The sequence below is a fragment of the Bacillus sp. PAMC28748 genome (assembly GCF_014250415.1).
Classification (GTDB): Bacteria; Bacillota; Bacilli; order Bacillales; family Bacillaceae; genus Bacillus; species Bacillus licheniformis.
In genome coordinates, this window is record NZ_CP060192.1 from 859,778 (window position 1) to 882,328 (window position 22,551).

Consider the following 22,551-nt stretch of genomic DNA (forward strand, 5'->3'; position numbering starts at 1 on the left):
TTTCCCTCCCTCCGTCACTTTTTCTCGTCTTCATTAATGCCTAAGATAAAGGCTGTGATAAATGCGACAGTCACAGAAATCGCCATTCCGATTAAATAGTGGATCAGGTTGCCCATTCCAAGCGGGGCGACAATCGCAATCATCGGAATTCCCGTCAAACCGTATGCGTTTGCTGCAACATTCATAAAGACAACGTATGCAGCTCCCAGCGCTCCCCCGGCCATTGCCGCGATAAACGGCCGGCGGTAACGGAGGTTGACACCGAAAATAACAGGTTCGGTAATGCCGAGAAAAGAAGAGAAAGCGGCAGGTAAAGCAATTTCTTTTGTTTTTGCACGCTTTGCCAAAAAGAATACGGCAAGTCCGGCCCCGCCTTGGGCGACATTGGACATAGACCAGATCGGGAGCAGGTAGTTCCTGCCGATATCAGCGATAAGGCCGGCCTCAATCGCATGGAAACTGTGGTGGACACCAGTTAGAACGATCAGCGAGTATGTTCCCCCGAAAATCAGTCCGGCAACAGGCCCGGCAACGTCATACACATATGTTAAAATGTTCGTGATCCCTGTACCAAGCATTCTTCCTAAAGGACCGATCGCGATAAAAGCAATGAATCCCGTTGAAATAATCGTGACAAACGGTGTTACTAATAGATCGATCGCATTTGGAACGATTCTTCTTACGCCTTTTTCGATTTTACTCATCACATATACGGCAAGCAAAATTGGAACAACGGTTCCTTGATAGCCAAGCATCTCGATTTTGAGTCCGTAAAAGTCCATCACATCCGGTGATGCAGTTGCAAGTCCCCAAGGATTGAACAAGCTCGGGTGAATTAAAATTCCTCCAAGTACAGCCCCCAGGTAAGGATTGCTGCCAAACTCTTTCGCAGCACTGACACCGATCAAGATCGGAAGGATAATAAATGCCGCGCTCGAGAACATATCAAGCATTTTATACAGCGCCGCATCAGGATCGACCCACTGAAATGCCTTCATCATTCCCAACAGCCCCATTAATAAACCGCTTGCAACAATGGCCGGGATGATTGGCACGAAAATATTTGACAGCGTTTTCGCAAATCGCGCTAAAGGATTCATTTTTCCCTTTGCGGCATCGCTGTGCTGAACCGTTTCCTTTTGGTCAAGATTCAGCTCTTTGGCAAACTGTTCATACACTTTATTAACAAGCCCTGTTCCGAAAATAATCTGGTATTGACCAGAGCTTGAAAAGGCTCCTTTTACACCTTCCAGCTCTTCGACCTTTTCCTGGTCGATTTTTGCTTCGTCCTTAATCACCAAACGAAGCCTTGTCGCACAATGAGCTGCACTGATGACATTATCTTCTCCGCCAAGAAGCTGTATAAGACGTACAGCGATTTCTTTATGAATCATGATGACTCCTCCTTTTTTTTTAAAAAAAAGCAGAAAAGACCTAAAATTCACCAACGAATGGAGGATAGATTTTCCCCATTCATCTAGCAAATTTTAGGTCTTGCCTGCTTTACCAGTCACAATCCCCGGTATTTATTTTTTAATACGCTTTCATTTTATTATGTGATAACGCTTTCGTCAACTACTTTTTTATTCTCTGTGAAAATCGACCTAAAAAAAGCCTGATCGCGCGATATCAGGCGGTATTACCTATAGGAATCATTTAAACGCTGGACATGCAGCGTAATATATCCGACTTCTGATTCCGGAAGATGAAGATCATATTCAGTTTTTACGTAATCCGCCAGCCCTGCCGCACATCGGTAGCTTTCAGGATACTTTTGCCGGATGAAATAAAGCATGTCATCGTCCATGACATGAAACGCTTCATTTGATTCCAGCCGGTTGATGGCATACCTGAGATGCGTGACAAGACGCTGATATGAGATGCTGTTTTCGTCAATCTTCTGATTGAAACAGCATTCGATTTTTTCTATCAATTCTTTGATGATGTTCGTGTATTTTAGAGTCTTCTGCATGTTTTCCGCATCCATTTTTGCGGTATGAATATGCAGCGCAATATAACCCGCTTCATCATCAGGCAATTCGACTTTCAGTTTTTCTTTGACCAAATCGATTGCCCAGAGTCCGATCTCATATTCTTTTTTATAAAGCGCTTTGATTTCATTTAACAATTTATTTTGAATGACGAATCCTTTGCGGACTCGCTCGATCGCAAATGACAAATGATCCACAAGGGCGATGTGGATATGATCGCTCAACGGTGCGGACAGCTGCCCTTCCGCATAGCTGATGATCTCTTCGGCAGCTTCAATATGTTCTTCCGGAAGTGTTTCGAGGATTTGTTTAAACTTTTCATTTTCTTCATGAATGGTAAAAATTTTTTCTACCTTGTTTCTTGGAATGGTATCGTTTTTGCCTTTTTGAAAAGCGATACCAGGTCCCATGACAATTTTTTCTTGACCATCCTCCTTTATGATTGCTGCATTGTTGTTCAATACTTTATAGATTTTCAAAGCTGTCACCCACTTCCCATTATGAGTGGGATTTTACCTTGTTTAAGTTCCCGTGTAAAGAGTTGGTCCGGCTCTTACCCTTTTCACCGCTTTTTTGCAAACAGCCCGGCTGGGTTCTGTCGTATAACTGCCGGGCTTCATTCTCTTACAGCCCGACATCCGCTCTGTCTTCTCTTCTCTTTTTTCCGAAAAGCCGCCTGCCTGATAAGCATCGGCAGCCTGATATGTACCGCCGGCGAACGCCGTCACCTTCATCTGATTTTCTCTGACAGGCATCACCGCATTCAGCAGCACGGCTGTCCATAATTTTAAAAATGATATCAAACCTTTCATACCGATCCCTCCAGTTTCGTTTTGATAAAACTAGCAACTCTATTAAACTTTCTTGCTCTATCTTATCCCAGCAAAATGAAAATGTTTGTCACAATGTGTGTGCAAAATGATTCTAGTTTTTAGAAGTTTTGTTGAAAACTGAAGGAATCGCATGATTCAGCGGATACAAACCATGAATGTAACTTACTCACAGCTTATCCTAAGGATAAACACATATTACCCACAGGATATATCCACATATCCACATACTTATTCAATATTTAGTATAAGAACGTATATTCCCTACAATATCTATACACAAGTTTATTCACTTATACACAGTAAATTGTGCATAAATCTAGAGAAATTCACTCCAATACATTGAATCTTTGAAAATTATTTCTATATATAGAAGGATTTTTTTGAAACTGAGAGAATATTTTAAAAGTTCGAAACTCTAATAATTACAAAGAAACATTTATCCAGAAGGGGGAAAACAGATTGAGAAAAAGTATCGTGCGCTATTTTGTTATGGCTTTTATTCTATTATTTGCGTTATCCACATTCCTCACCGGAGTGCAGGCAACTTCCGTTCCCGATAAAAAGTCGCCTGAGCTTGAGAAAGCTGAAATCTACGGTGATATTGATGTGACGTCTGATAAACAGACGACGGTTATCGTGGAACTGAAAGAAAAGTCGCTTGCCGAAGCAAAAGCGGACGGAGAAAAACAAACGAAGGCTTCTCTAAAAACAGCTCGAAGCAAAGCGAAAAGCAAAGCGCTGAAAACACTTAAAAAAGCGAAAGTAAACCGCGAATACGACCGTGTATTTTCGGGCTTTTCTATGAAACTGCCGGCCAGTGAAATTCCAAAGCTGCTCGCCGTCAAGGAAGTTAAAGCGGTTTATCCAAACGCAACTTACAAACCTGACAGCGTAAAAGGAAAAGACGTGACACTTGCAGCAGACGCCATTTATCCACAGATGGATAAAAGTGCCCCGTTCATCGGAGCGGATCAGGCATGGAAATCGGGCTATACCGGTAAAGGCATTAAGGTAGCCGTTATTGATACGGGCGTGGATTACACCCATCCCGACTTAAAGAATAATTTCGGCCCATATAAGGGCTATGACTTTGTGGATAATGATTATGATCCACAGGAAACACCGACAGGCGACCCGCGCGGCGGAGCGACTGATCACGGCACTCATGTTGCAGGAACAATCGCCGCGAACGGACAGATTAAAGGCGTGGCGCCTGAAGCAACGCTTCTTGCTTACCGCGTGCTCGGCCCCGGCGGCTCAGGCACAACCGAGAATGTGATTGCGGGCATTGAAAAAGCCGTTGCAGACGGAGCAAAAGTGATGAACCTCTCATTGGGAAATTCGCTGAACAGCCCTGATTATGCAACAAGCATCGCACTGGACTGGGCGATGGCTGAAGGGGTTGTCGCCGTTACGTCAAACGGTAACAGCGGACCGGAAAACTGGACGGTCGGCTCGCCGGGAACATCAAGGGATGCGATTTCCGTCGGCGCATCACAGCTTCCGTATAATGAGTATTCGGTGACGCTTCCTTCGTATTCATCAGCAAAGGTGATGGGATACCAAGAGGAAAAGGATCTTGAAGCATTGAACGGTCAAGAGGTGGAACTCGTTGAAGCCGGCCTCGGACAAGCTGACGATTTCTCAGGCAAAGATGTGAAAGGAAAAGTTGCGGTTATCCAGAGAGGCGTCATACCATTTGTTGATAAGGCTGAAAATGCCAAAAACGCCGGCGCTATCGGAGCCGTGATTTACAATAATGCAACAGGGGAAATCGAGGCCAACGTCATGGGGATGGCCGTACCGACCGTCAAATTGTCAAAAGAAGAGGGCGAAAAGCTTGTTCAACAGATCAAAGAAGGGAAACACTCCGTTGTCTTTTCTTTCAAATTGGACAAAAAGCTGGGGGAAACAATTGCCTCATTCTCGTCCCGCGGGCCTGTCATGGATACATGGATGATTAAACCTGACGTTTCAGCGCCAGGCGTCAACATCGTCAGCACCATTCCGACCCACGATCCGAAAAACCCGTACGGTTACGGTTCAAAACAGGGAACAAGCATGGCTTCCCCGCATGTCGCGGGAACGGCAGCCATATTAAAGCAGGCCAAACCGGATTGGACGCCTGAGCAAATCAAAGGCGTACTGATGAATACGGCGGAAAAACTGACGGATGAAAATGGAAAGCCTCTCCCTCACAATACGCAAGGAGCGGGCAGCATCCGCATCATGGAGGCCCTTAAAGCTTCATCCATTGTAACGCCGGGCAGCCATTCATACGGAACATTCCTGAAAGACAAAGGGAAACAGACGAAAAAACAAGCGTTCACGATTGAAAACCTTTCTTCACACAGAAAAGCCTATCAGCTCGAATACTCCTTTAAAGGAACGGGCATCACGGTATCAGGAACGGAACGAGTCGTGGTACCGGCCAATCAAACAGGTAAAGCAGCGGCAAAAGTAACCGTCAATTCCGCGAAAACGAAAGCAGGCACATATGAAGGCACGGTTTACATCCGTGAAGACGGAAGAAAAGTCGCCGAAATCCCGCTCCTATTGATCGTCAAAGAGCCAGACTACCCGCGCGTCACATCCGTAACAGTTGAACCGGGAGCAAAGCAGGGCGCTTACACGATCGAAGCCTACCTGCCGGGCGGGGCTGAAGAGCTCGCATTTCTCGTCTATGATGAAAACCTGAACCTTCTCGGCCAGGCCGGCGTTTACAAAAACCAGGGCAAAGGCTATCAATCTTATCAATGGAACGGCAAAATCAATGACGCCGCATCCCTTAAGTCCGGAAAATACTATATGCTTGCCTATGCATCCGCCAAAGGGAAATCAAGCTACGTATTGACGGAAGACCCTTTTATCGTCGAATAATGACAAGCCTTGTTGAGAACCACTCAACAAGGCTTTTTTATGTTAAAATACGGATAATGCGTTCAGGAGAAGCTCCCCCTTCTCTTCAAAACGTGAAAAAAGCAATCGGAGGACATCGTGTATATGCTTTCTTTTATCGTATTATTCGGCTTATCCTTCATTATTGTCTGCTTTATATTTTTCACGATTTTGTACTTCGCCGTCAACCTGCAGAAGCGCGAGCCCAAGCCTTTTCAAAAAGCTGCGGAGCAAACCGTCGATACCATCATCCTCATTCCGCTCAGCTGGCTGTTTACCGCTTTATACATATGCATTCTGTTTATTCTTTTCCCAATCCGCCATTTTCTCGATTTTTTTCAGCAAAAACGCTAAATTGACTGATGAAACGCTTCGGCCAGCAGCCGGTATGAATCCAATCTGTCTTGAAAATCGTGGGTGATCGTCACCGCCATGATTTCGTCCGTTCCGTAAGCGCCGGCCAGTTCAAGCAGCTGTTCCTTTACCTGCTGCGGCGTTCCGATGACCATCCGTTTTCGATTGTCTTCCACTCTCTTTCTTTCATAAGGAGAATATTGATAGGACAGGGCCGTTTCCAATGATGGAAAGCCTTCGGTCACCATCCCCTGTTCATTGGCCAATAAAGAAAAATCCAAGCTTTTGGCAAGGTTCTCCGCTTTCTCTTCTGTCTCAGCGCAAATCACAAATACGGCAACGATCACATTTGGCTGTTCCCCTAATACAGAAGGTTCGAACCTCTCTTTGTACAGTCTGGCCGCCTCTTCTCCGCCTTCACCGTTAATAAATTGAGCAAATGTATATGATGCCCCTGTTTGGGCGGCAAGCCTTGCGCTTTCCCCTGAGGAGCCGAGCAGCCAAACAGCGGGCGCTGTGGCGATGTTCGGCGTTGCGGTCAAGTTGGGAAAGCGGTGATGTTCATCGGCTTGATCGTATAAATATGTGACGAGGTCCTGAATTTGTTCTGGATATTGGTCAGCCATCCGTCTTCCTCCATTTTGAAGGGCCATTGAAGCGATCGGCATCCCTCCCGGAGCACGTCCGACACCTAGATCAATCCTGCCGGGCGCAAGTCCTTCCAAGACGCGGAAGTTTTCCGCCACCTTGTAGGCGCTGTAATGCGGAAGCATGACGCCGCCGGATCCTATACGGATCTTCTCTGTTTTAGCCGCAAGATAACCGATCAGAACCTCCGGACTTGACCCTGCCAAGTTCCTGGAAAAATGGTGCTCAGAAACCCAAAACCTCTTGTATCCGAGCCGCTCCGCCGCTTGCGCAAGCTCCACCGTATGCTGCAAAGCCAGTTCAGGTTTGCTTCCTTCAGAAACAGGAGTCTGATCCAGTATGCTTAATGACAACATCTTTTTCACCCCAAATCTTCGTTTACTTTTTCTGCGCAAAAAGAAATAATAGTATCATGGATAAACTAAAGGAGCTCCCAGTACTGATGAATGAGACGAAGCAAAAAACGCACCCGCCAGCCGTAGAAGAACGCTTTGCAAAAGGCTGTTTATTCGGAATCCTTTTCAGTCTGCCCTTTTGGCTGATGTTTTATCTTTTCCTTCAATACATGCTGATAAGATAAGTCCCCTCCGAGTCGGAGGGGAGGTTCCTTACCTTTTGTTCAAACCTTTTCCTTTAACGAATTCATTCATATACGCACGCGGCGGCTTTTTGAGGCTGCCGGTGATCTGGTCTGTCCATTTGTCAGACCGTTTGCCGTCCGTCCGCTTTTGATAATAGTTTGAAATCGTTTCGTCATATGCGGACAAATGCTTTTCAAACTCGGCATCATCCGCTTGATAGACATTTTCATGATAAATGTGATCAAGCGGCAGACGCGGTTTTTTGGCCGAAGGGTTGGCCGGCTGGCCGACGACAAGCCCGAACAGCGGAAGAACGTATTCAGGTGTTTCAAGAAGCTCGGAGACTTCGTTCAAATTGTTGCGAATCCCACCGATATAGCAGATGCCGAGGCCCATTGATTCGGCCGCTATTGACATATTTTGAGCGGCAAGCGCTGCATCGATGACGCTGACCATAAAGGTTTCCGTCCCTTCAAGAGAAGCTGTAATATCTACACCCTTTTTCCGAGCGATTTTGTCATGCCTGTAAAGATCTGCGCAAAATACAAACAGATGGCCGTTTTTTTCAACATATGGCTGGTTCCCGGCCAATTCCGCAAGCTTGCGCTTCTTGTCCGGATCGGTGACACCGATGATTGAATATGCTTGAATATAGCTTGACGTCGATGCGCTTTGAGCGCTCTCCACAAGCAGGCGAACCTCTTCTTCGGTCAGGAGCCGATCTGTAAAAGACCTGATCGAACGGTGATTTAAAATAGTTTCAATCGTTTTATTCATCCTCTTACCTCCTCAACCTTTATCATATCCAATATCTGCTTTTCTCTAAAGCAAAACGGTTTGGCGGACTGCAGATGGATTCAATTTCATATGGTAAAATGATAGAATTGTCTTACTATTTTCGAATCGGAAAGGGAGATGACGGTGAAATCCGTAATTGAAGAATTAGATGCATTATTTCCGGAAATGATCGAACTAAGGAGACATTTTCACCAATATCCGGAGCTTTCCCATCGCGAGGTCAATACACCGCTCACCATTGCAAATTACTTGGAAAGCCTCGGGATTGGCGTGAGAACGAATGTCGGCGGCCAAGGGGTCGTCGGTCACATTAAAGGCGGCCGCCCCGGCAAGACGGTCGCCTTGAGAGCCGATTTCGACGCTCTGCCTTTACAGGATCAAAAAAATGTTCCGTACCGGTCGACTGTCCCCGGCGTCATGCATGCCTGCGGGCACGATGCCCACACGTCTGCTCTCCTCACAGCCGCAAAAGCCCTGGCAAAGCATCGAAAAGACTTGAAGGGAAATGTCGTGCTGATCCATCAATTCGGTGAAGAGGTTACACCAGGCGGCGCCAAGCCGATGATTGAAGCCGGCTGTCTCGAAGGCGTGGATGCCATTTTCGGCACCCACATCTGGGCTCCGATGCCCGTCGGTCAAGTCGGTGTCAAATCAGGCCCGATGATGGCAGCCGCTGATAAATTTAAAGTCACGATATCCGGGCGGGGCGGACACGGAGGCGCGCCTCACCTAACGACAGACGCTTTAATCACGGGAGCCTCGGTCGTCAACCATCTCCAGCAAATCGTCAGCCGCAGAATCGATCCGACAGAAGCAGCCGTCTTGTCGATCGGAACATTTCATTCAGGCCAGGCATTTAACGTCATTGCCGAAGAAGCGGTCATTGAAGGAACGGTCCGCACCTTTTCAAAGCATGTCCAGGAAACGATCATCGCCGAGATCGAACGCGTAATTAAAGGCGTCTGCGACAGCAACGGGGCCTCGTTTTCACTCGATTATGAAAAAGGCTACCCGCCTGTCGTCAACCATGAAAATGAAACGGACATCGTCCGTCAATGCGCCAAACATGTCGTCGGCCCTGAAGCCGTCATCGAACTCGAACCGAATATGATCGGCGAAGATTTCTCTTATTATCTTGAACATGTCCCTGGATCATTCTTTTTTACCGGCGCGGGCAATCCGCAGACTGGAGCCGTTTACCCGCACCATCACCCGATGTTTGACATCGATGAAAAAGGCATGCTGAACGCGGCGAAAATTCTTGTGTCGGCGGCTCTAGCATTTTTAAACCAAGACTAAAAAGACAGCCTGATTCGGCTGTCTTTTTTATTTAAACATATAGCCTTTATATTTCGTCAGCTGGCAGCTGGCGTTATAAACGATCGCATAGCCGATCAGCGCGGACAATACAGAGCTCCCTCCGTAGCTGATGAACAGAAGGGGAACGCCCGTAACCGGCATCAGCCCGACGTTCATTCCGATATTTTGGAATGTGTGGATGACAATCAGCGCCGTATACCCAACACAGAAAAACGATGCAAACTTGTTGTACGGGTGTATCTTATCAATCAGCACGACAAGCCGGTAAATGAGAAGGAAAAACATGATGACGACAAATGTACAGCCGATAAAGCCGAAACTTTCGCCGATGACGGCATAGATGAAATCGGTTTGGCCTTCAGGAACGTATACTTTCAAATTGTTAATGCCCGTTCCGAAGATTTCTCCTGAGCCGATCGCCGTAACGGCTTTTTCGGTCTGATACGTATCATTCGCGTCCTGCTGGCTCGAATCGACCCATGTCATCACCCGGTTGATCTGATATTGCTGGATATGCAATGTATCCTTTGAAAACTCCGGAAAATTGATCACCAAAAACAGAACGAGCAGTACGAGCGTGATGCCCGATCCCGCGACTATGAAAATCAGCTTCCAGTTCACGCCTGATAAAAACACCATAACGGCGACAAAGAACATGCAGATACCGGCCGTACCGGCGTCCTGCATTAAAATCAATCCGACCGGAACCGCCGACACTCCCGCGATTTTCAGCAACAGGCGAACATCCTCCTGCATCGAGCGCGAGCCTTTCGGACTTGCTTTGTAAATCACCGAAGCCAGCATCATAATCAGGCCGATTTTCATAAATTCCGACGGCTGCAGCGTGATCGTACCAAATTGAAACCAGCTTTTTGCGCCGTTTTTAATCGGAGCGATCGACTCCGGACTAACTTTTAACACGAGCAACGACAAGATGCCGAATAAATATATGTAAATGCTTAACTTTTCAAGCTGCTCCAGATCAAAATAGAGAAAGCCGACGATCACCGAAATGCCGAGCAGATAAAAGAACAATTGCTTTGCCGGATAACCCTTCGGTGAAAAAGACGGCTCCGCAGCGTAAACAGCGATCACACTGATTAAAAAGAACATGGCTAATATAAAAATCAAATCGCCCTGATAATAGGGACTTGTCGTATTTTTCTTCTGGCCCATTATACCCCGCCTTATTTCTTCATCAAAAGCACTAACTTTCATTATAGCATGAACAACCGTTCACATTGCGAAAAAGGGTGAATAAAATAACAGCCCGCATACATCAGGCTGTTATTTGAACATATAGCTTTGATACTTTGTTAACTGGCAGCTTGAATTGTAGACAACCGCGAAGCCGAGCAAGGTTGCTACGACTGAGCTGCCCCCATAGCTGACCAAAAGCAGTGGGACGCCGGTCACGGGCATAATGCCGATATTCATTCCGATATTTTGAAAGGTATGAATGACAATTAAAGCGGTAAAGCCCGCACAGAAAAATGAGGCAAACCTGCTGAACGGATGTATTCGGTCGATGAGCACGACAAGCCGGTAAATTAAGAAGAAAAACATAATGACAACAAAAGTGCATCCGACAAACCCGAAACTCTCGCCAATGACGGCAAAAATAAAGTCTGTTTGCGCCTCAGGTACATAGACTTGAAGATCGCTTACACCATTTCCGAATACTTTTCCTGAACCGATCGCCATTTGCGCCCTTTCGACCTGCATTTTATCGTCGGCATTCTGTTCGCTCGGATTGACCCAGGTCATAACGCGGTTGATTTGGTATTGTTCAACCCCGAGCGCTCCCGCAACATCGGGAAATTTGATGATGACATATAAAATCAAAGCAACGGCTGCAAGACCCGTTCCGAAGATAAGAGAGATCAATTTCCAGTTCACGCCCGACAGGAATACCATCACAAGGATCACAAACGCGACGATCCCGGCTGTACCCGTATCCTGCTCTAAAATCAAGCCGAACGGAACAATGATGATACCGGCGATTTTCAGCAGAAAAATCCAGTCTTCTTTCAACGTACGCTTGCCGACAGGGCCGTTTTTAGACATGAAGGAAGCCAAGTACATGATCAGCCCGATTTTCATAAATTCCGACGGCTGCAGCGTAAACCCGGGAAGCATAAACCAGCTTTTGGCACCGTTGATGACCGGCGCAAACCTGTATGATCCGATATATGCCGGACTGAACTTTAACACGATCAGCATCAAAATGCCGAGCAGATAGAAATAAAAGCTGAGCTTTTCAAGCTGCTCCAAATCAAAATAAAGAAACACGATGATGATGAAGGCCCCCAGTAAATAGTAAAGGGACTGTTTCATCGCAAAGGGTTCATTATATTGATTAAACTGCTGAGCAGCGTACACAGCCACAACGCTTATGATAAAAAAGACAATATAGACAAAAATCAAATCCCCCTGGTAAAAGGGATTTGTAATATTCTTTTTCTGACTCATTCGAAATCCCGCCCTTATAATATGACACAATGAATTAATGCAGGAAGACGGCATCCGCTTCCTCACAAATGATATGACGTACAAAAGAACAAAATGTTTCGATTTTATTGCGAACAAATTCCTATTCTATTTTAAAGGATTTTTCCAACTATTGTCGAATGTGATAAATTCATTGATTTTTGCTTGAAATGTATTAAAATGAGTAATGTTGCATAAAATTAAACTTTTGCCTCCGGCAGAAGTGGTACAGAATCACCAATTCATAAGGAGTTTTTCATTTGGATAAAGCACTTCAAAAGCGTAAACGGCTTGATATCATAAAATTTTTGGTCCCTTCGCTTATCGGAATTATTCTGTTTATGATTCCCGTTAAAATTGAAGGAAATTTAACGATTCCAATTGCTGTTTTTTCAAATGCATTGCAGGAGCTGCTTCAGCAGCAATTGCCGCTGATCATGACGGTCATCGTAACCGCAACATTTATCTTAACCTTTATCACCAAAACCTTTCATCCGGCTTTCATCAAAAAAAGCGAGTTTTTCTATAACCTGCTGAATGTATCTTTATTTTGGTATATCGTCCGCCTAGTCGGCATGATTTTCGCCGTGATGGCGTACTTTAAGATCGGACCTGAAGCGGTGTATGCCAAGAGTACCGGCGGAACATTATTATTCAGCCTGCTTCCCGTTCTCTTCTCCGTCTTTCTATTTGCAGGCCTTTTTCTGCCGTTTCTGTTGAATTTCGGCTTGCTCGAACTGTGCGGCGCTTTGATGAAAAACCTGATGAGGCCTGTCTTTAAGCTGCCGGGGCGGTCATCGATCGATTGTATGGCTTCATGGCTCGGCGACGGCACGATCGGCGTGCTCCTGACGAGCAAACAGTATGAAGAAGGATTCTACACGAAGCGTGAGGCCGCCGTCATCGGCACGACTTTCTCAGTCGTCTCCATCACGTTTTGCCTTGTGATTATTTCACAGGTTGGCCTTCCTCATATGTTCGTTCCGTTTTATTTGACGATATTGCTGGCGGGTGCCGCAGCTGCGGTGATCAGCCCGCGGATTCCGCCTTTATCAAGAAAGGCTGATACTTATATTACAGATCAAGCGGATCAGGATCAAGAGAAGATTCCCGAAGGATACACTCCGTTCCAATGGGGGCTCAGCCAGGCTGTCGCAAAAGCAAAACAAAATACAAGCGTCAAAGATTTCTTGCAGGACGGGGCTAAAAACGTACTCGATATGTGGATGGGCGTCGCTCCCGTCGTCATGGCGCTCGGCACAGCCGCGCTGATTGTCGCTGAATATACGCCGGTTTTCAAATGGCTTGGACTGCCGTTCATTCCTCTTCTCGAGCTGCTGCAGGTTCCTGAAGCCGCTGAGGCCTCACAAACGCTTGTCGTCGGGTTTGCCGACATGTTCCTGCCGTCCGTGCTCGGAAGCGGCATTGAAAGTGAAATGACCAGGTTCATCATCGCCTGTGTATCGGTTACACAATTAATCTACATGTCCGAAGTCGGCGGCCTTTTGCTAGGTTCCAAAATCCCGGTGACGTTCCTTGACCTCGTCTTGATTTTTCTCGTTCGGACGCTTATTACGCTGCCTGTCATTGTACTGTGTGCCAACTTTATTTTTTAGACAAATAAAAGGCTCCCGGCGCCAAATGCCGAGGGCCTTTTTTGTTTAGAAAAAAATCGTTGATCCAAGGGGTCTGCGGCCTTATCGTACGATCCGCCTGTCCGCTTCTTCGCTTCCCGTAAGCCTGCCGGCCTCGTATAGGAAACGCGCGGTTCTTGGCTAACTTTCGCATGATCAATCTCCTCCACGCATTTTCGCTATTCACTTCTTCTCCCCTTCACCCTTTATGTCCTAACTGAATCACCGTGAAAATTGAGCCGATAGTTGGAGCGGAAAATGCTTTCCAGTATGTATCATTTTTCGAAGAACGTGGTATAATAAATGTAACAGAATGTTCACAAAATATTCTCCAATTAGACACAATTGATGTTTCATTCCGCTTTTTTTGACAGCGCTATCATTATCGAAAGGGGCTGAAAACGCATGGATATGTTTTTCGCTTACTTGCTGATTGCAAGCGCCACTCCTTTATTTTTATGGCTGGACAACAAAAAGGTCGCAATTTCTTCTATTCCGCCCATCATTTTAATGTGGGTATTCTTCTTTTTCTATATGACCAGCAGCCTTTCTCCTACAGGACACTCTCTCATGATCGCACTCTTTATTCTCAACGTTGTCATCGCCCATGTCGCCGCTTTCATCATCTACGGACTTCCATTGATCCGGAAGCACATGAGCCGATAAAAAAAGTGCCGGTTTTTCCGCCGGCGCTTTTTTGCTGTTAAACGCAACTATAGATCAAAGTTAAATGTTGAATGCGAGTAATCTTTGATGAATGTTTGATACCGGCTGCTGAAGTCAAGCAGGCGGTATATTTTCGATTTTTCCGCAAACCGCTTATGGTTGTCTCTGGCCGGATAATAAACGGACATGCCGCTTCCTCTTGGATGCTCCGGAGATTTGATGTTCATGATGACAGCCTTCTTGACGGATTTTACGACCTCTTTTGCTTCTTTCTCGGCTCCGATCTGCTGACCGATCAAGCTTGACAAATCCGCCAAATCAACCATATCCGATTCATCTGCATAATCTTCAGCAGCGAGACGCGCGTAGTGGAGCAGGCGCTTTCCGTCAGGCTCTTTCAATGCCAGGTTCATGTTTACGCTCAATCTGTCGAGGGCATCGACAGCGTCTTTGACACGGTTCAATTGAATTAAAGACTGCTGCAGGTCTTCTGTTTCACCGTTTTCTTTTGACTGCTGTACGTAGCCTGCAGCGATTTCCCTGCCAAGCTCTTTCGGATCGATTGAAGGGTCGTCTTGTACAGACTGCAGCGCCCTTTTATAATCCCAGCCGTTTTGATTCGTATAGTCGACTGAAGCCAGCATGTACTTACCATAATCCCTCAAGGCATATGCCGTTTCAATCCCGGCCATTTTGCAGTTGTCAAAACCGATTAAATCAAACTTTTGCTTCGTATGTTCATAGGCCGTTTTGATTCCCGACTGCAGCTCGCTTATTTTCATTTTCTTATTGCCGAAGTTTTCGTCTCCCCCGTAGCCGTCAACTGAGCCAAGCCCATGCCCCCAAAAGATCAATACATATTTTTTAGCCGGATATGTTTTGACTCCCCATGTGATAAAATCTGTGACGGAGCCGGGACTGTCCATATTTTTCTTCCCGACATTTTCGAGGGGCACCAGCTTCTGATGTTCAACTTTCCACCTCTGATTCACCTTGTGACTGATCGACGGGTTCGCCCATTTTTTTGCTCCTCCTGTCTGAAGAACGACATTGACGTTTGAAGATGAACCCGCATCCATCATTTCCTGAATGTCATCGCTTGCCATATGAAAATCGCTTTCCATGTCAGAACCAATCATATAAACAAGAATAGTATAGTCGTCCTTTTCTTTTAATAGAGCGGCTGGTGCCGGCTGAAAAAAGGCGAATGAAATAACGGAAAACAAAATCCATTTGATCAAGTTCATCTTCTTATGCTCCTTATTTAAGATTCCGGGAAATAAATAAGAGAGTAGTAGCAGTCTTCGTCCGGCTGTTCGTGTTCCAATGAATACCCGACGGATCGGAAGCACGCTAAGCACCTCTTGTTATCCTCTTCAATTCCGGCGAACCATTTGTTGATCCGGCTCATTTCCGGCAATGCCATCGTCCTTTTGATGAGCGCTTTTCCATATCCCCCTCCGCGCAAAAACGGATCGACTAAAAGGGCAATGTTCCCGGTCAAGTCCTCCTCAACTTCAACCATGACAACGCCGACAGGCTTGCCGTCCTCTAAAGCCGCCCATACCCGGTAGTTTTCATTACCGCCTGCAAAATTGAACCATTCGTCAAGAGGGAGCATCCCTTCCAGCCGCCTTTTCACCTCTGCATCCTCAAACCAGGTCTGCAGCCATTCAATATCTTCTTTTCGAAAAAGACGAAGTTCTTCTATATTGCTCATTGCTTTCTCCTTTATTGCGCGTATTTTTCAGCTTGCAGGCGATAAAGCTCTGCGTACTGTGCCTGATTTTTCATCAATTCTTGATGGGTTCCGGCCTCCGCCACCCTTCCTTTTTCTAAAAAGATGATGTGGTCGGCAAAACGGGCCGTGCTTAACCGGTGCGAGACAATAATGACTGTTTTGCCCTGCGTCAGCTTTTGCAGCTTATCAAATATCTCTTCCTCAATAAATACATCCAGCGCAGAAGAGGGTTCATCAAATATTAAAATGTCGGCAGACTCATCACGCATAAATGCGCGGGATATGGCGATCCGCTGCCATTCTCCCCCCGACAAATTCCTGCCGCCGAACAATCTGCCAAGCTCTGTTTCATAGCCGTCTTCAAGCTTATGCAAAAACTGATCCACTCCGCCGAAAGCCGAAGCACTTTTTATTTTGGCCAAGTCGGTGCATGAAGAAATGTCGCCCAGACCGATATTGTATTTCAATGTCATTTCGTACCGCAAAAAATCCTGAAACACGGCCGCGGCATTTGACCGGTAATGCTCTATATCATACTTATAAAGCGGTAAACCATTATACGAGATCGTGCCTTGATTGGGATCAAAATAACGCAGAAGCAATTTAACGAGTGTGCTTTTGCCTGATCCGTTTTCTCCCACGAGAACGGTCGTCTTATTCAATGGAATATCAAGCTGTTGAATATCAAGTACCGTTTTGGTTCCATCATAAGAAAATTCCACTTGATCACATGTAAATCCTTTTTGCTTTTGAACAGCTGGAGCGGTTTCCCCATTTTCCATGGAATTTTTGCTGTTTAAAAAAGAATGCACATTTCCGAGGTGCCTCGTTTCTCTTGCTCCGATCGCAAAAGCAGCGAACATTTCATTGATTCCTTCATTGAACTGAACCGCGGCTCCGATAAACAGCATCACATCCCCGATGGATAATCCCCCATGAAAAGCCTGGTGAACGATGTAAATCAGGACGGCACCTGCGGCCAAAGATTGTAATACCGACCAGAACAGCTGATACAGCGCCAGTTTTTTTTGATCGTTGGACAGCGTATGGAGGAGCTCCATTGAGGTGTTTTTATAAAAGGATTTAAAAAAAGGAACAAGATTGTATATCTTGACCTCTCCGGCTGTTTCAGACATAAGAGGGACACCTGCATAATATTCCGCGCGCCGCCTCAGTTCCTGAACCTCTTTCCGTCCTTCAAAGGTCGCGTTGTTTAACTTCGCCTCCCAGTACAGTTTGGGAACGGCCAATATGAGAAACAGCAGCGGCACCCACGGTGCAGCCATGCCAATCAATAAACTGCTGGCTGCAATCATCACCATTCCGCCGAAGGTTTGAGACACGATGGAAACCCACATCGTGACAAAATATTCATTATAGCGGATGATTTGTGTATTGGTATGAAAAGATGCGTCTTCAAAAGCCGCGATATCAGGAATGGAAATTGCCTTTTTCATGAGCATTTCATCAAGATAAGCTTCGAGCTTGGCGGTAAGGAGCCTTTTCTGCATTTCAGCTACAGGCTGAAGGGCATCTACGATCAGCGTAAAAGCAATGTATGCAAAGGCCGCCCAAACCAGTGCATTCCAAGAAGACAGCTCAAACGGCGCCCGTGCAATCTCATCGATCACCTCTGCACTCAGCCAGACTAGGAGAGGTCCGAGCATTGCATTCAGCAGTGTAATTAAAAACAGAACCGCCGACTTAAAAGGATCGCAGCGCCAAAACAACGTTAAACCGTAAAATATGATGGAAGCGGTTTGAGGCAGCTTTTTGAAAAACGAATAAAATTTCAGCAATATACCTCATCCTTCCCCTGAAACGATTTGGCCTGCATGCGGAACATTCTGCTGTATTCCCCGTTCTTGTCCATAAGTTCCTGATGGCTTCCCTCTTCTGCGATTCTTCCGTTTTTCAAAACCAGTATGCGGTCAGCCATCTTTACCGTACTGAACCGATGGGAAATCATGATCACCGTTTTTCCCTCTGTGAAGCTTTGAAACTGCCGGAAAATATCATATTCAGCCCGAATATCCAAAGATGCGGCCGGCTCGTCCAATATGACAAGTCCGGCATCTTTCATAAACGATCTGGCTAAAGCGATCCGCTGCCATTGGCCTCCAGAAAAATCGGTGCCGCCCCATTCAGGGCCGATCATTGTTTCCAGCCCTTCAGGCAACTCTTCGACAATCGGTTCCAGCTTGGCGGCCCGAGCGGCGGCGCGAAGTTTTTCTTCATCGCCTAAAGCTTCCGTTCGGCCTATCGCGATATTGTGCCGGAGTGACAATTCGTATCTGCCAAACTCCTGAAACACGACCGCCATTTTGTTTCTCAGCTGTTGAAGATCGACCTTGCGGATGTCTTTGCCGTTCACTTTAATCTCACCCTCATCATACTCATAAAAACGGCAGAGCAGTTTGATGAGCGTTGTTTTCCCAGATCCATTCGCCCCTACAATGGCAATTCTTTCTCCCGGTGATACTGAAAAGCTAATTCGATTCAGAACATAGCCTGTGTGCATGTCATACGATTCAGGCTGTTCGTCTTGTCCCCGCATCTCTTCATCTTCAAGCTCATCGAGCATATCCAAGTCTTCCTCATCCACATCAGCTTCATTTACCCGGGAGCCGGCAGCCGCTTCTCTGAAAGGATAGCGGAAGGTGACATTTTTGAATTCGACTGCCAGCGGTCCTTCGCCCTCGAGAGATTCGCCATTGGAAGGAAGCCTGATATCCTTTTCGGCGTTCATAAAAAGAAAAAAGTCTCTTCCCATTCTCCATATATCCAACGTATCTGCACCTTCTTTGGCGATATCCCGGAGTGCCGTTGATAATTGGAACACGGCCCCCAAGTACAGCGATATATCCCCCACAGAAAAACTGCTTGAATGGGATTGGGACAGAATCCAAAAGTACCCCAAACCCGTTCCCGCCCCCGATAAGAAACCCGTTAAAACCGACCAGCGCGCGCTTCTGACCTGAATATTCCGCAGCACAGAATATAGGCCTTTAAAAGCAGATTGATATAAATCAAGAAAGAAAGACCCCAGGCCAAAAAGGCGTACTTCTTTGGCCGATCGTCTCCCGAGCAGAATGTGGCGCGCATATGCGGCCCTCCTTCTTACAGGGGCATAATCCTTGTGATATTCCCACTCCATTTCATTGTAATGATTATGGACAAAAGCAAATGGAGCGGTCGACAAAATAAGGATGAAAGCAAGGACGGGCGACAGATAGGCGATGATCAAAACGACGCCCGCCAAAGACATAACGGCGGTCACCAAGTTCGAACTGATATTAATGAATTGGGAAGGAAGCCATGTCGAACGATCCCGCAGTGTTTCCAGCCGGTCCCTGTACTTTGGATCCTCAAAAAAACGCATCCCCGGAATGCGGTCAAAAGCGTCGATCAACAAACTGTTGACTGTGATCATCGACCTCTCAGAAAGCATTGCCTTCACCCATTTTTCCAATGATTTAACGACACTGACCATGACCAGGCTTCCCGCATAAATGACAGCCCATATTTCTGCATAGATGACGGCTTCCTGATCGACAATGCCGTCGATCATTTGCTTTGAAGCGTACAATTGGATTAAAGGTGCTCCGGCTTCGATCAGCATGAAGATAACCATGCAAATCATCAGCCGCGGACCGGATTTCCAGACCATTTTCCCAAGCAGGCCCGCCGTTTGCAGCGGCTCTTGAATATGCTTCATCTTCCACACATGCTTCACCTTCATTTTCTATACCTATTGTGGTCATTGATACGAGTATATTTTGGCTTTCTCCGGCGTATTGACGGTTTCGATATCAGCCATGACCCTTGGCTTTACCGGACGGCTCCGGTCGAGAAGGTGCTCCTTCCCCTTGGATGCTTCTCTTAGCCATATTTCCAAGTCAATAACAGATCTCATGTACTGATAGCCCATGCCCAGATCATTATTTGGATCTTCAGAGCGGATAGCCATAGCCAGCAAGTGTTTCCACCATATATCGCGCTTAATGATGCCGAGTTCTTCAACGAAGACGCGCTCTCCCGGCTCAAATAACTGAAGAACGTGTCTGCGGTCATTCATAAAGCTTTTCCTGGCCATATGGGCATATGTTGTTTTCGTTGATCTGTTATAAACATTGGCAGGCAGGATATCGGTGAAAGATTTGCGAAGAAGCATTTTAGAGCCTGCATAATGTTCTTCAAGCCCTTTTAAAACATCAAAATGCTGTTCAGGCGGTACAGAAAATGAGAACTCGATCAGCCGCCGGTCCAAAAATGGATGGTACGTATGCAATGTCACACCAACAGCATCCATGTACCTCGCTCTCGGCCACAAAAAGTCATAGTGAAACCTCTTGCCCCACACTGAGAGCTCCCGGCTTTTTCGATAGCGTAGATGATCCTCTTTATTGATCTCCCATTCTCTCTTTCGGTGTTCTTCAGTGAAATATTCAGGCAGCTCATATTCCGTATCTGACCACAGCAGGTCGTAATAGAGCTTTTCTCCAATATAAGGCATGAAAGGGGCGATTCCGTATTGAAATCCGAGCTTCAGCATCTCTTTCATGCTGCCGCCTGACCATTCGCGAAGCAATTTGTAGATTTCAGAAAACCGTCTCTGCCGAAGCAAGGAATCGATCACTGACACTTCTCCGCTAAAAATGAAATCCCCGCCCTCACCTGTAAGGACAGACGAGGCACCATACTCCTCAGCGATCACTGTAAAAGTCTCATTAACCAGTGAATTGGCTCTCGGATCAGGACCGTCTACAAACCAAAGCGGATCACGCCCAATTTCCGCGTTTGGAATTTTGGCTGTAGCGTCTCCAAGAATGATCAGGCCGGGGATATCCATATCTCGCATCATATTCTTTACAAGGTCCCTGTCGTGGCTTAATATCATGTCGGGTTCGGCAAATGATATATTGACGGCCAGCAGCTGTTCCTTGCGTCCGCCTGCAACTGCGGCGGCGGTTACGGCAGCTGAATCCAGTCCGCCGCTTAATTCGACAATATGCCTTTCATCCTTTAAACGATCTGCTGTCACTTCCTGAAAAAGCTCCCGGAACCTCGGAACAGCGTCTCCAGCAAGATCTTTCTCGTTTAATAGCTGCGGAAGCCCCCAATAGCTGTGCACGTGAACCGCTTGATCCCGGCCGAGAAAAGCGTAGGACGCCGCAGGCACTTTGCGTATTCCTTTAAAAAATGTCCGATCTTCAAAGCCGTTTTCTCCTACAGCAAAGCCCGAAGTAGGAAACATTCTGCACACATCTTGATCGATCGCAAAAGGAATGTCATGAACAAGCAAAAGGATGCGCATGTCATTCGCTGCATACCATTCTCCTTTCGGACTGACCCAGTAGTAAACCGGACGGGTTGCGTATGTATCAGTCGCCAAAACAAGGCTATGCAGACTGTCATCCCACCAGACCATCGTATATTCGCCATGCGAGTGAGACAGCATGGCAGCTTTGTCCTGCTTCAATGATGCGTACAGCTTGTCATATTGCTCGATCTTTCGGGTGCCATCCGATTTTGCGTTAAGACCGCCGCTGATCCAGCCGTCTAAGATGACGGGGTGCAAAAGATTTATTTGAGTTGAAGGTCTAAAAGCTTCATCGTATCGGATATGCGCTTCAGCCATGTTTGCGATCCCGCAGCTGTAGCTGTGAATCCGTTCCGCCCGTCCCCATTTCTTGACGGCGGAAACCCACTCTTGCCATAAAGCGGTGTTGTTTCCCTGCATTCCAAACCATATTTTCATACTAGAGATAACACCCACCTTTCAGCGTAAGCGCTCATCTTATATGTCTGTAAAACTTTTAAATTCTTATTTTTATGATTCGGATCGATCGATTTGCCGTTTTCCATTTGAACCCACGCGTGAGAAAACAGCTTGTCATCAATTTTCTTGACCCCGATCATGAGATCAGCATCAGACCCATTGCTGAATAATATAGATTGAATCGTTAATGCAATAGAAACGCATGAAGTGACCAAATGGTCGTCTTCATCAAGGGAATACAAATATTCGCCGTTCCGGTGCAGTTCGTCTATATCAAGAAGCCCTGCACCTCTTTGCTTTGCGCTCGCATACAGCGGAAACAGGTGGATCGCAATTTTTTCATAAGCTTCTTCAAAGTCATAATTTAACAGCATCATACGTACAAAAGCATGAACGGTTGTAAAATATTCGTGGTTTTTGACAAGCGCTCTTTTTTTCATCAGCTTTTATTCTCTATTTTAATGAGCTTATGATGTGTCAGTTCCTGTATCGCCTCATTTAATATCGCTGATAGTTCTTCTTCCGTCTGATCGAACGCCGATTGCCACTTGATCAGAATATCTTTTTTATCCTTTCGCTCATTTTCAATTTCGATCCACAGCTCTTTTAAAGCCCCTTCCAATCCGAAATACTGCCCATTGTCCAGGTTTAGGACGATGCATTCATTTTCCAACACGGTTGTCGCTGTCTCTTGATTTCGAATAATTTTCAAAGATTAGACCTCCCCGGTATGCATGATTTCAGAAAAATAAAGGAGAAGAGAGCCGGCAAGCTCTCTTTCAGCACTTTATGCATGATGTTCTTTCCACGCCCTC

General features: G+C 46.2%; 19 protein-coding genes. 5 read left to right on the forward strand and 14 right to left on the reverse strand.

From position 1 onward, the window contains the following. Positions 1-14: 14 nt before the first annotated feature. From H7F26_RS04505 to H7F26_RS04515, 3 genes are all read right to left on the reverse strand, one after another. The gene (locus H7F26_RS04505; protein WP_009329812.1) at positions 15-1,394 is read right to left on the reverse strand and encodes a sucrose-specific PTS transporter subunit IIBC; all 1,380 of its coding nucleotides are present in this window, start codon (positions 1,392-1,394) and stop codon (positions 15-17) included. A gap of 245 nt (positions 1,395-1,639) precedes the next feature. Then, positions 1,640-2,470, reverse strand: a complete 831-nt coding sequence (locus H7F26_RS04510; protein WP_003186155.1) for a PRD domain-containing protein — start codon at positions 2,468-2,470, stop codon at positions 1,640-1,642. A 42-nt stretch (positions 2,471-2,512) separates the two neighbouring features. Then, positions 2,513-2,803, reverse strand: a complete 291-nt coding sequence (locus H7F26_RS04515) for a hypothetical protein (protein ID WP_009329813.1) — start codon at positions 2,801-2,803, stop codon at positions 2,513-2,515. Between the two features lie 480 nt (positions 2,804-3,283). Here H7F26_RS04515 and H7F26_RS04520 point away from each other — a divergent pair, with 480 nt between their 5' ends. Together H7F26_RS04520 and H7F26_RS04525 are read left to right on the forward strand one after the other, a co-directional pair. Further along, complete coding sequence (locus H7F26_RS04520) at positions 3,284-5,704, forward strand: S8 family peptidase (RefSeq protein WP_003186159.1); 2,421 nt, start codon at positions 3,284-3,286, stop codon at positions 5,702-5,704. A 123-nt stretch (positions 5,705-5,827) separates the two neighbouring features. Beyond that, on the forward strand, positions 5,828-6,076 hold the full coding sequence (locus H7F26_RS04525; RefSeq protein ID WP_009329815.1) for a hypothetical protein: 249 nt from the start codon (positions 5,828-5,830) through the stop codon (positions 6,074-6,076). Here H7F26_RS04525 and H7F26_RS04530 read toward each other — a convergent pair. Together H7F26_RS04530 and nfsA are read right to left on the reverse strand one after the other, a co-directional pair. Then, on the reverse strand, positions 6,073-7,080 hold the full coding sequence (locus tag H7F26_RS04530; RefSeq protein ID WP_003186163.1) for an LLM class flavin-dependent oxidoreductase: 1,008 nt from the start codon (positions 7,078-7,080) through the stop codon (positions 6,073-6,075). The two genes, H7F26_RS04525 and H7F26_RS04530, sit on opposite strands and share 4 nt — an antisense overlap. A gap of 252 nt (positions 7,081-7,332) precedes the next feature. Next, a complete protein-coding gene (nfsA, locus tag H7F26_RS04535; protein WP_003186165.1) occupies positions 7,333-8,082 on the reverse strand; it encodes an oxygen-insensitive NADPH nitroreductase in 750 nt (249 codons plus the stop codon). Between the two features lie 144 nt (positions 8,083-8,226). Between nfsA and H7F26_RS04540 the strand changes: the two genes are divergently transcribed. Further along, the gene (locus tag H7F26_RS04540; RefSeq protein WP_003186166.1) at positions 8,227-9,402 is read left to right on the forward strand and encodes a M20 metallopeptidase family protein; all 1,176 of its coding nucleotides are present in this window, start codon (positions 8,227-8,229) and stop codon (positions 9,400-9,402) included. Positions 9,403-9,429: 27 nt separating this feature from the next. Here the strand turns inward: H7F26_RS04540 and H7F26_RS04545 are convergent, their stop codons facing one another. After that, positions 9,430-10,599 (reverse strand): FtsW/RodA/SpoVE family cell cycle protein, encoded by a 1,170-nt coding sequence (locus tag H7F26_RS04545; RefSeq protein WP_017474080.1) that lies wholly within the window; start codon positions 10,597-10,599, stop codon positions 9,430-9,432. Between the two features lie 111 nt (positions 10,600-10,710). Continuing rightward, positions 10,711-11,895 (reverse strand): FtsW/RodA/SpoVE family cell cycle protein, encoded by a 1,185-nt coding sequence (locus H7F26_RS04550; RefSeq protein ID WP_003186169.1) that lies wholly within the window; start codon positions 11,893-11,895, stop codon positions 10,711-10,713. Positions 11,896-12,173: 278 nt separating this feature from the next. Here H7F26_RS04550 and H7F26_RS04555 point away from each other — a divergent pair, with 278 nt between their 5' ends. Together H7F26_RS04555 and ywcE are read left to right on the forward strand one after the other, a co-directional pair. Further along, positions 12,174-13,529 (forward strand): YjiH family protein, encoded by a 1,356-nt coding sequence (locus tag H7F26_RS04555; RefSeq protein ID WP_003186170.1) that lies wholly within the window; start codon positions 12,174-12,176, stop codon positions 13,527-13,529. Positions 13,530-13,952: 423 nt separating this feature from the next. Further along, positions 13,953-14,213 (forward strand): spore morphogenesis/germination protein YwcE, encoded by a 261-nt coding sequence (gene ywcE / locus H7F26_RS04560; protein ID WP_003186174.1) that lies wholly within the window; start codon positions 13,953-13,955, stop codon positions 14,211-14,213. A gap of 47 nt (positions 14,214-14,260) precedes the next feature. Here the strand turns inward: ywcE and H7F26_RS04565 are convergent, their stop codons facing one another. From H7F26_RS04565 to H7F26_RS04595, 7 genes are read right to left on the reverse strand one after another with little or no spacing between them, the layout of a single operon-like run. Then, positions 14,261-15,460, reverse strand: coding sequence for a clostripain-related cysteine peptidase (locus tag H7F26_RS04565; RefSeq protein ID WP_011198409.1), 1,200 nt, complete (start codon positions 15,458-15,460; stop codon positions 14,261-14,263). Positions 15,461-15,477: 17 nt separating this feature from the next. After that, positions 15,478-15,933 (reverse strand): GNAT family N-acetyltransferase, encoded by a 456-nt coding sequence (locus H7F26_RS04570; RefSeq protein WP_003186178.1) that lies wholly within the window; start codon positions 15,931-15,933, stop codon positions 15,478-15,480. Between the two features lie 11 nt (positions 15,934-15,944). Then, positions 15,945-17,753, reverse strand: coding sequence for an ABC transporter ATP-binding protein (locus H7F26_RS04575; protein ID WP_003186181.1), 1,809 nt, complete (start codon positions 17,751-17,753; stop codon positions 15,945-15,947). Beyond that, a complete protein-coding gene (locus tag H7F26_RS04580) occupies positions 17,747-19,672 on the reverse strand; it encodes an ABC transporter ATP-binding protein (protein WP_016885673.1) in 1,926 nt (641 codons plus the stop codon). The genes H7F26_RS04575 and H7F26_RS04580 overlap by 7 nt, the downstream gene beginning before the upstream one ends. A gap of 42 nt (positions 19,673-19,714) precedes the next feature. Continuing rightward, positions 19,715-21,715: an asparagine synthase-related protein gene (locus H7F26_RS04585; RefSeq protein ID WP_185855238.1), complete on the reverse strand. Its 2,001-nt coding sequence runs from the start codon at positions 21,713-21,715 to the stop codon at positions 19,715-19,717. Further along, positions 21,712-22,176, reverse strand: coding sequence for a lasso peptide biosynthesis B2 protein (locus H7F26_RS04590; protein ID WP_009329822.1), 465 nt, complete (start codon positions 22,174-22,176; stop codon positions 21,712-21,714). Before H7F26_RS04590 ends, H7F26_RS04585 begins: the two co-directional genes overlap by 4 nt. Then, the gene (locus H7F26_RS04595) at positions 22,176-22,448 is read right to left on the reverse strand and encodes a PqqD family peptide modification chaperone (RefSeq protein WP_061565870.1); all 273 of its coding nucleotides are present in this window, start codon (positions 22,446-22,448) and stop codon (positions 22,176-22,178) included. The genes H7F26_RS04590 and H7F26_RS04595 overlap by 1 nt, the downstream gene beginning before the upstream one ends. Between the last annotated feature and the right edge of the window lie 103 nt (positions 22,449-22,551).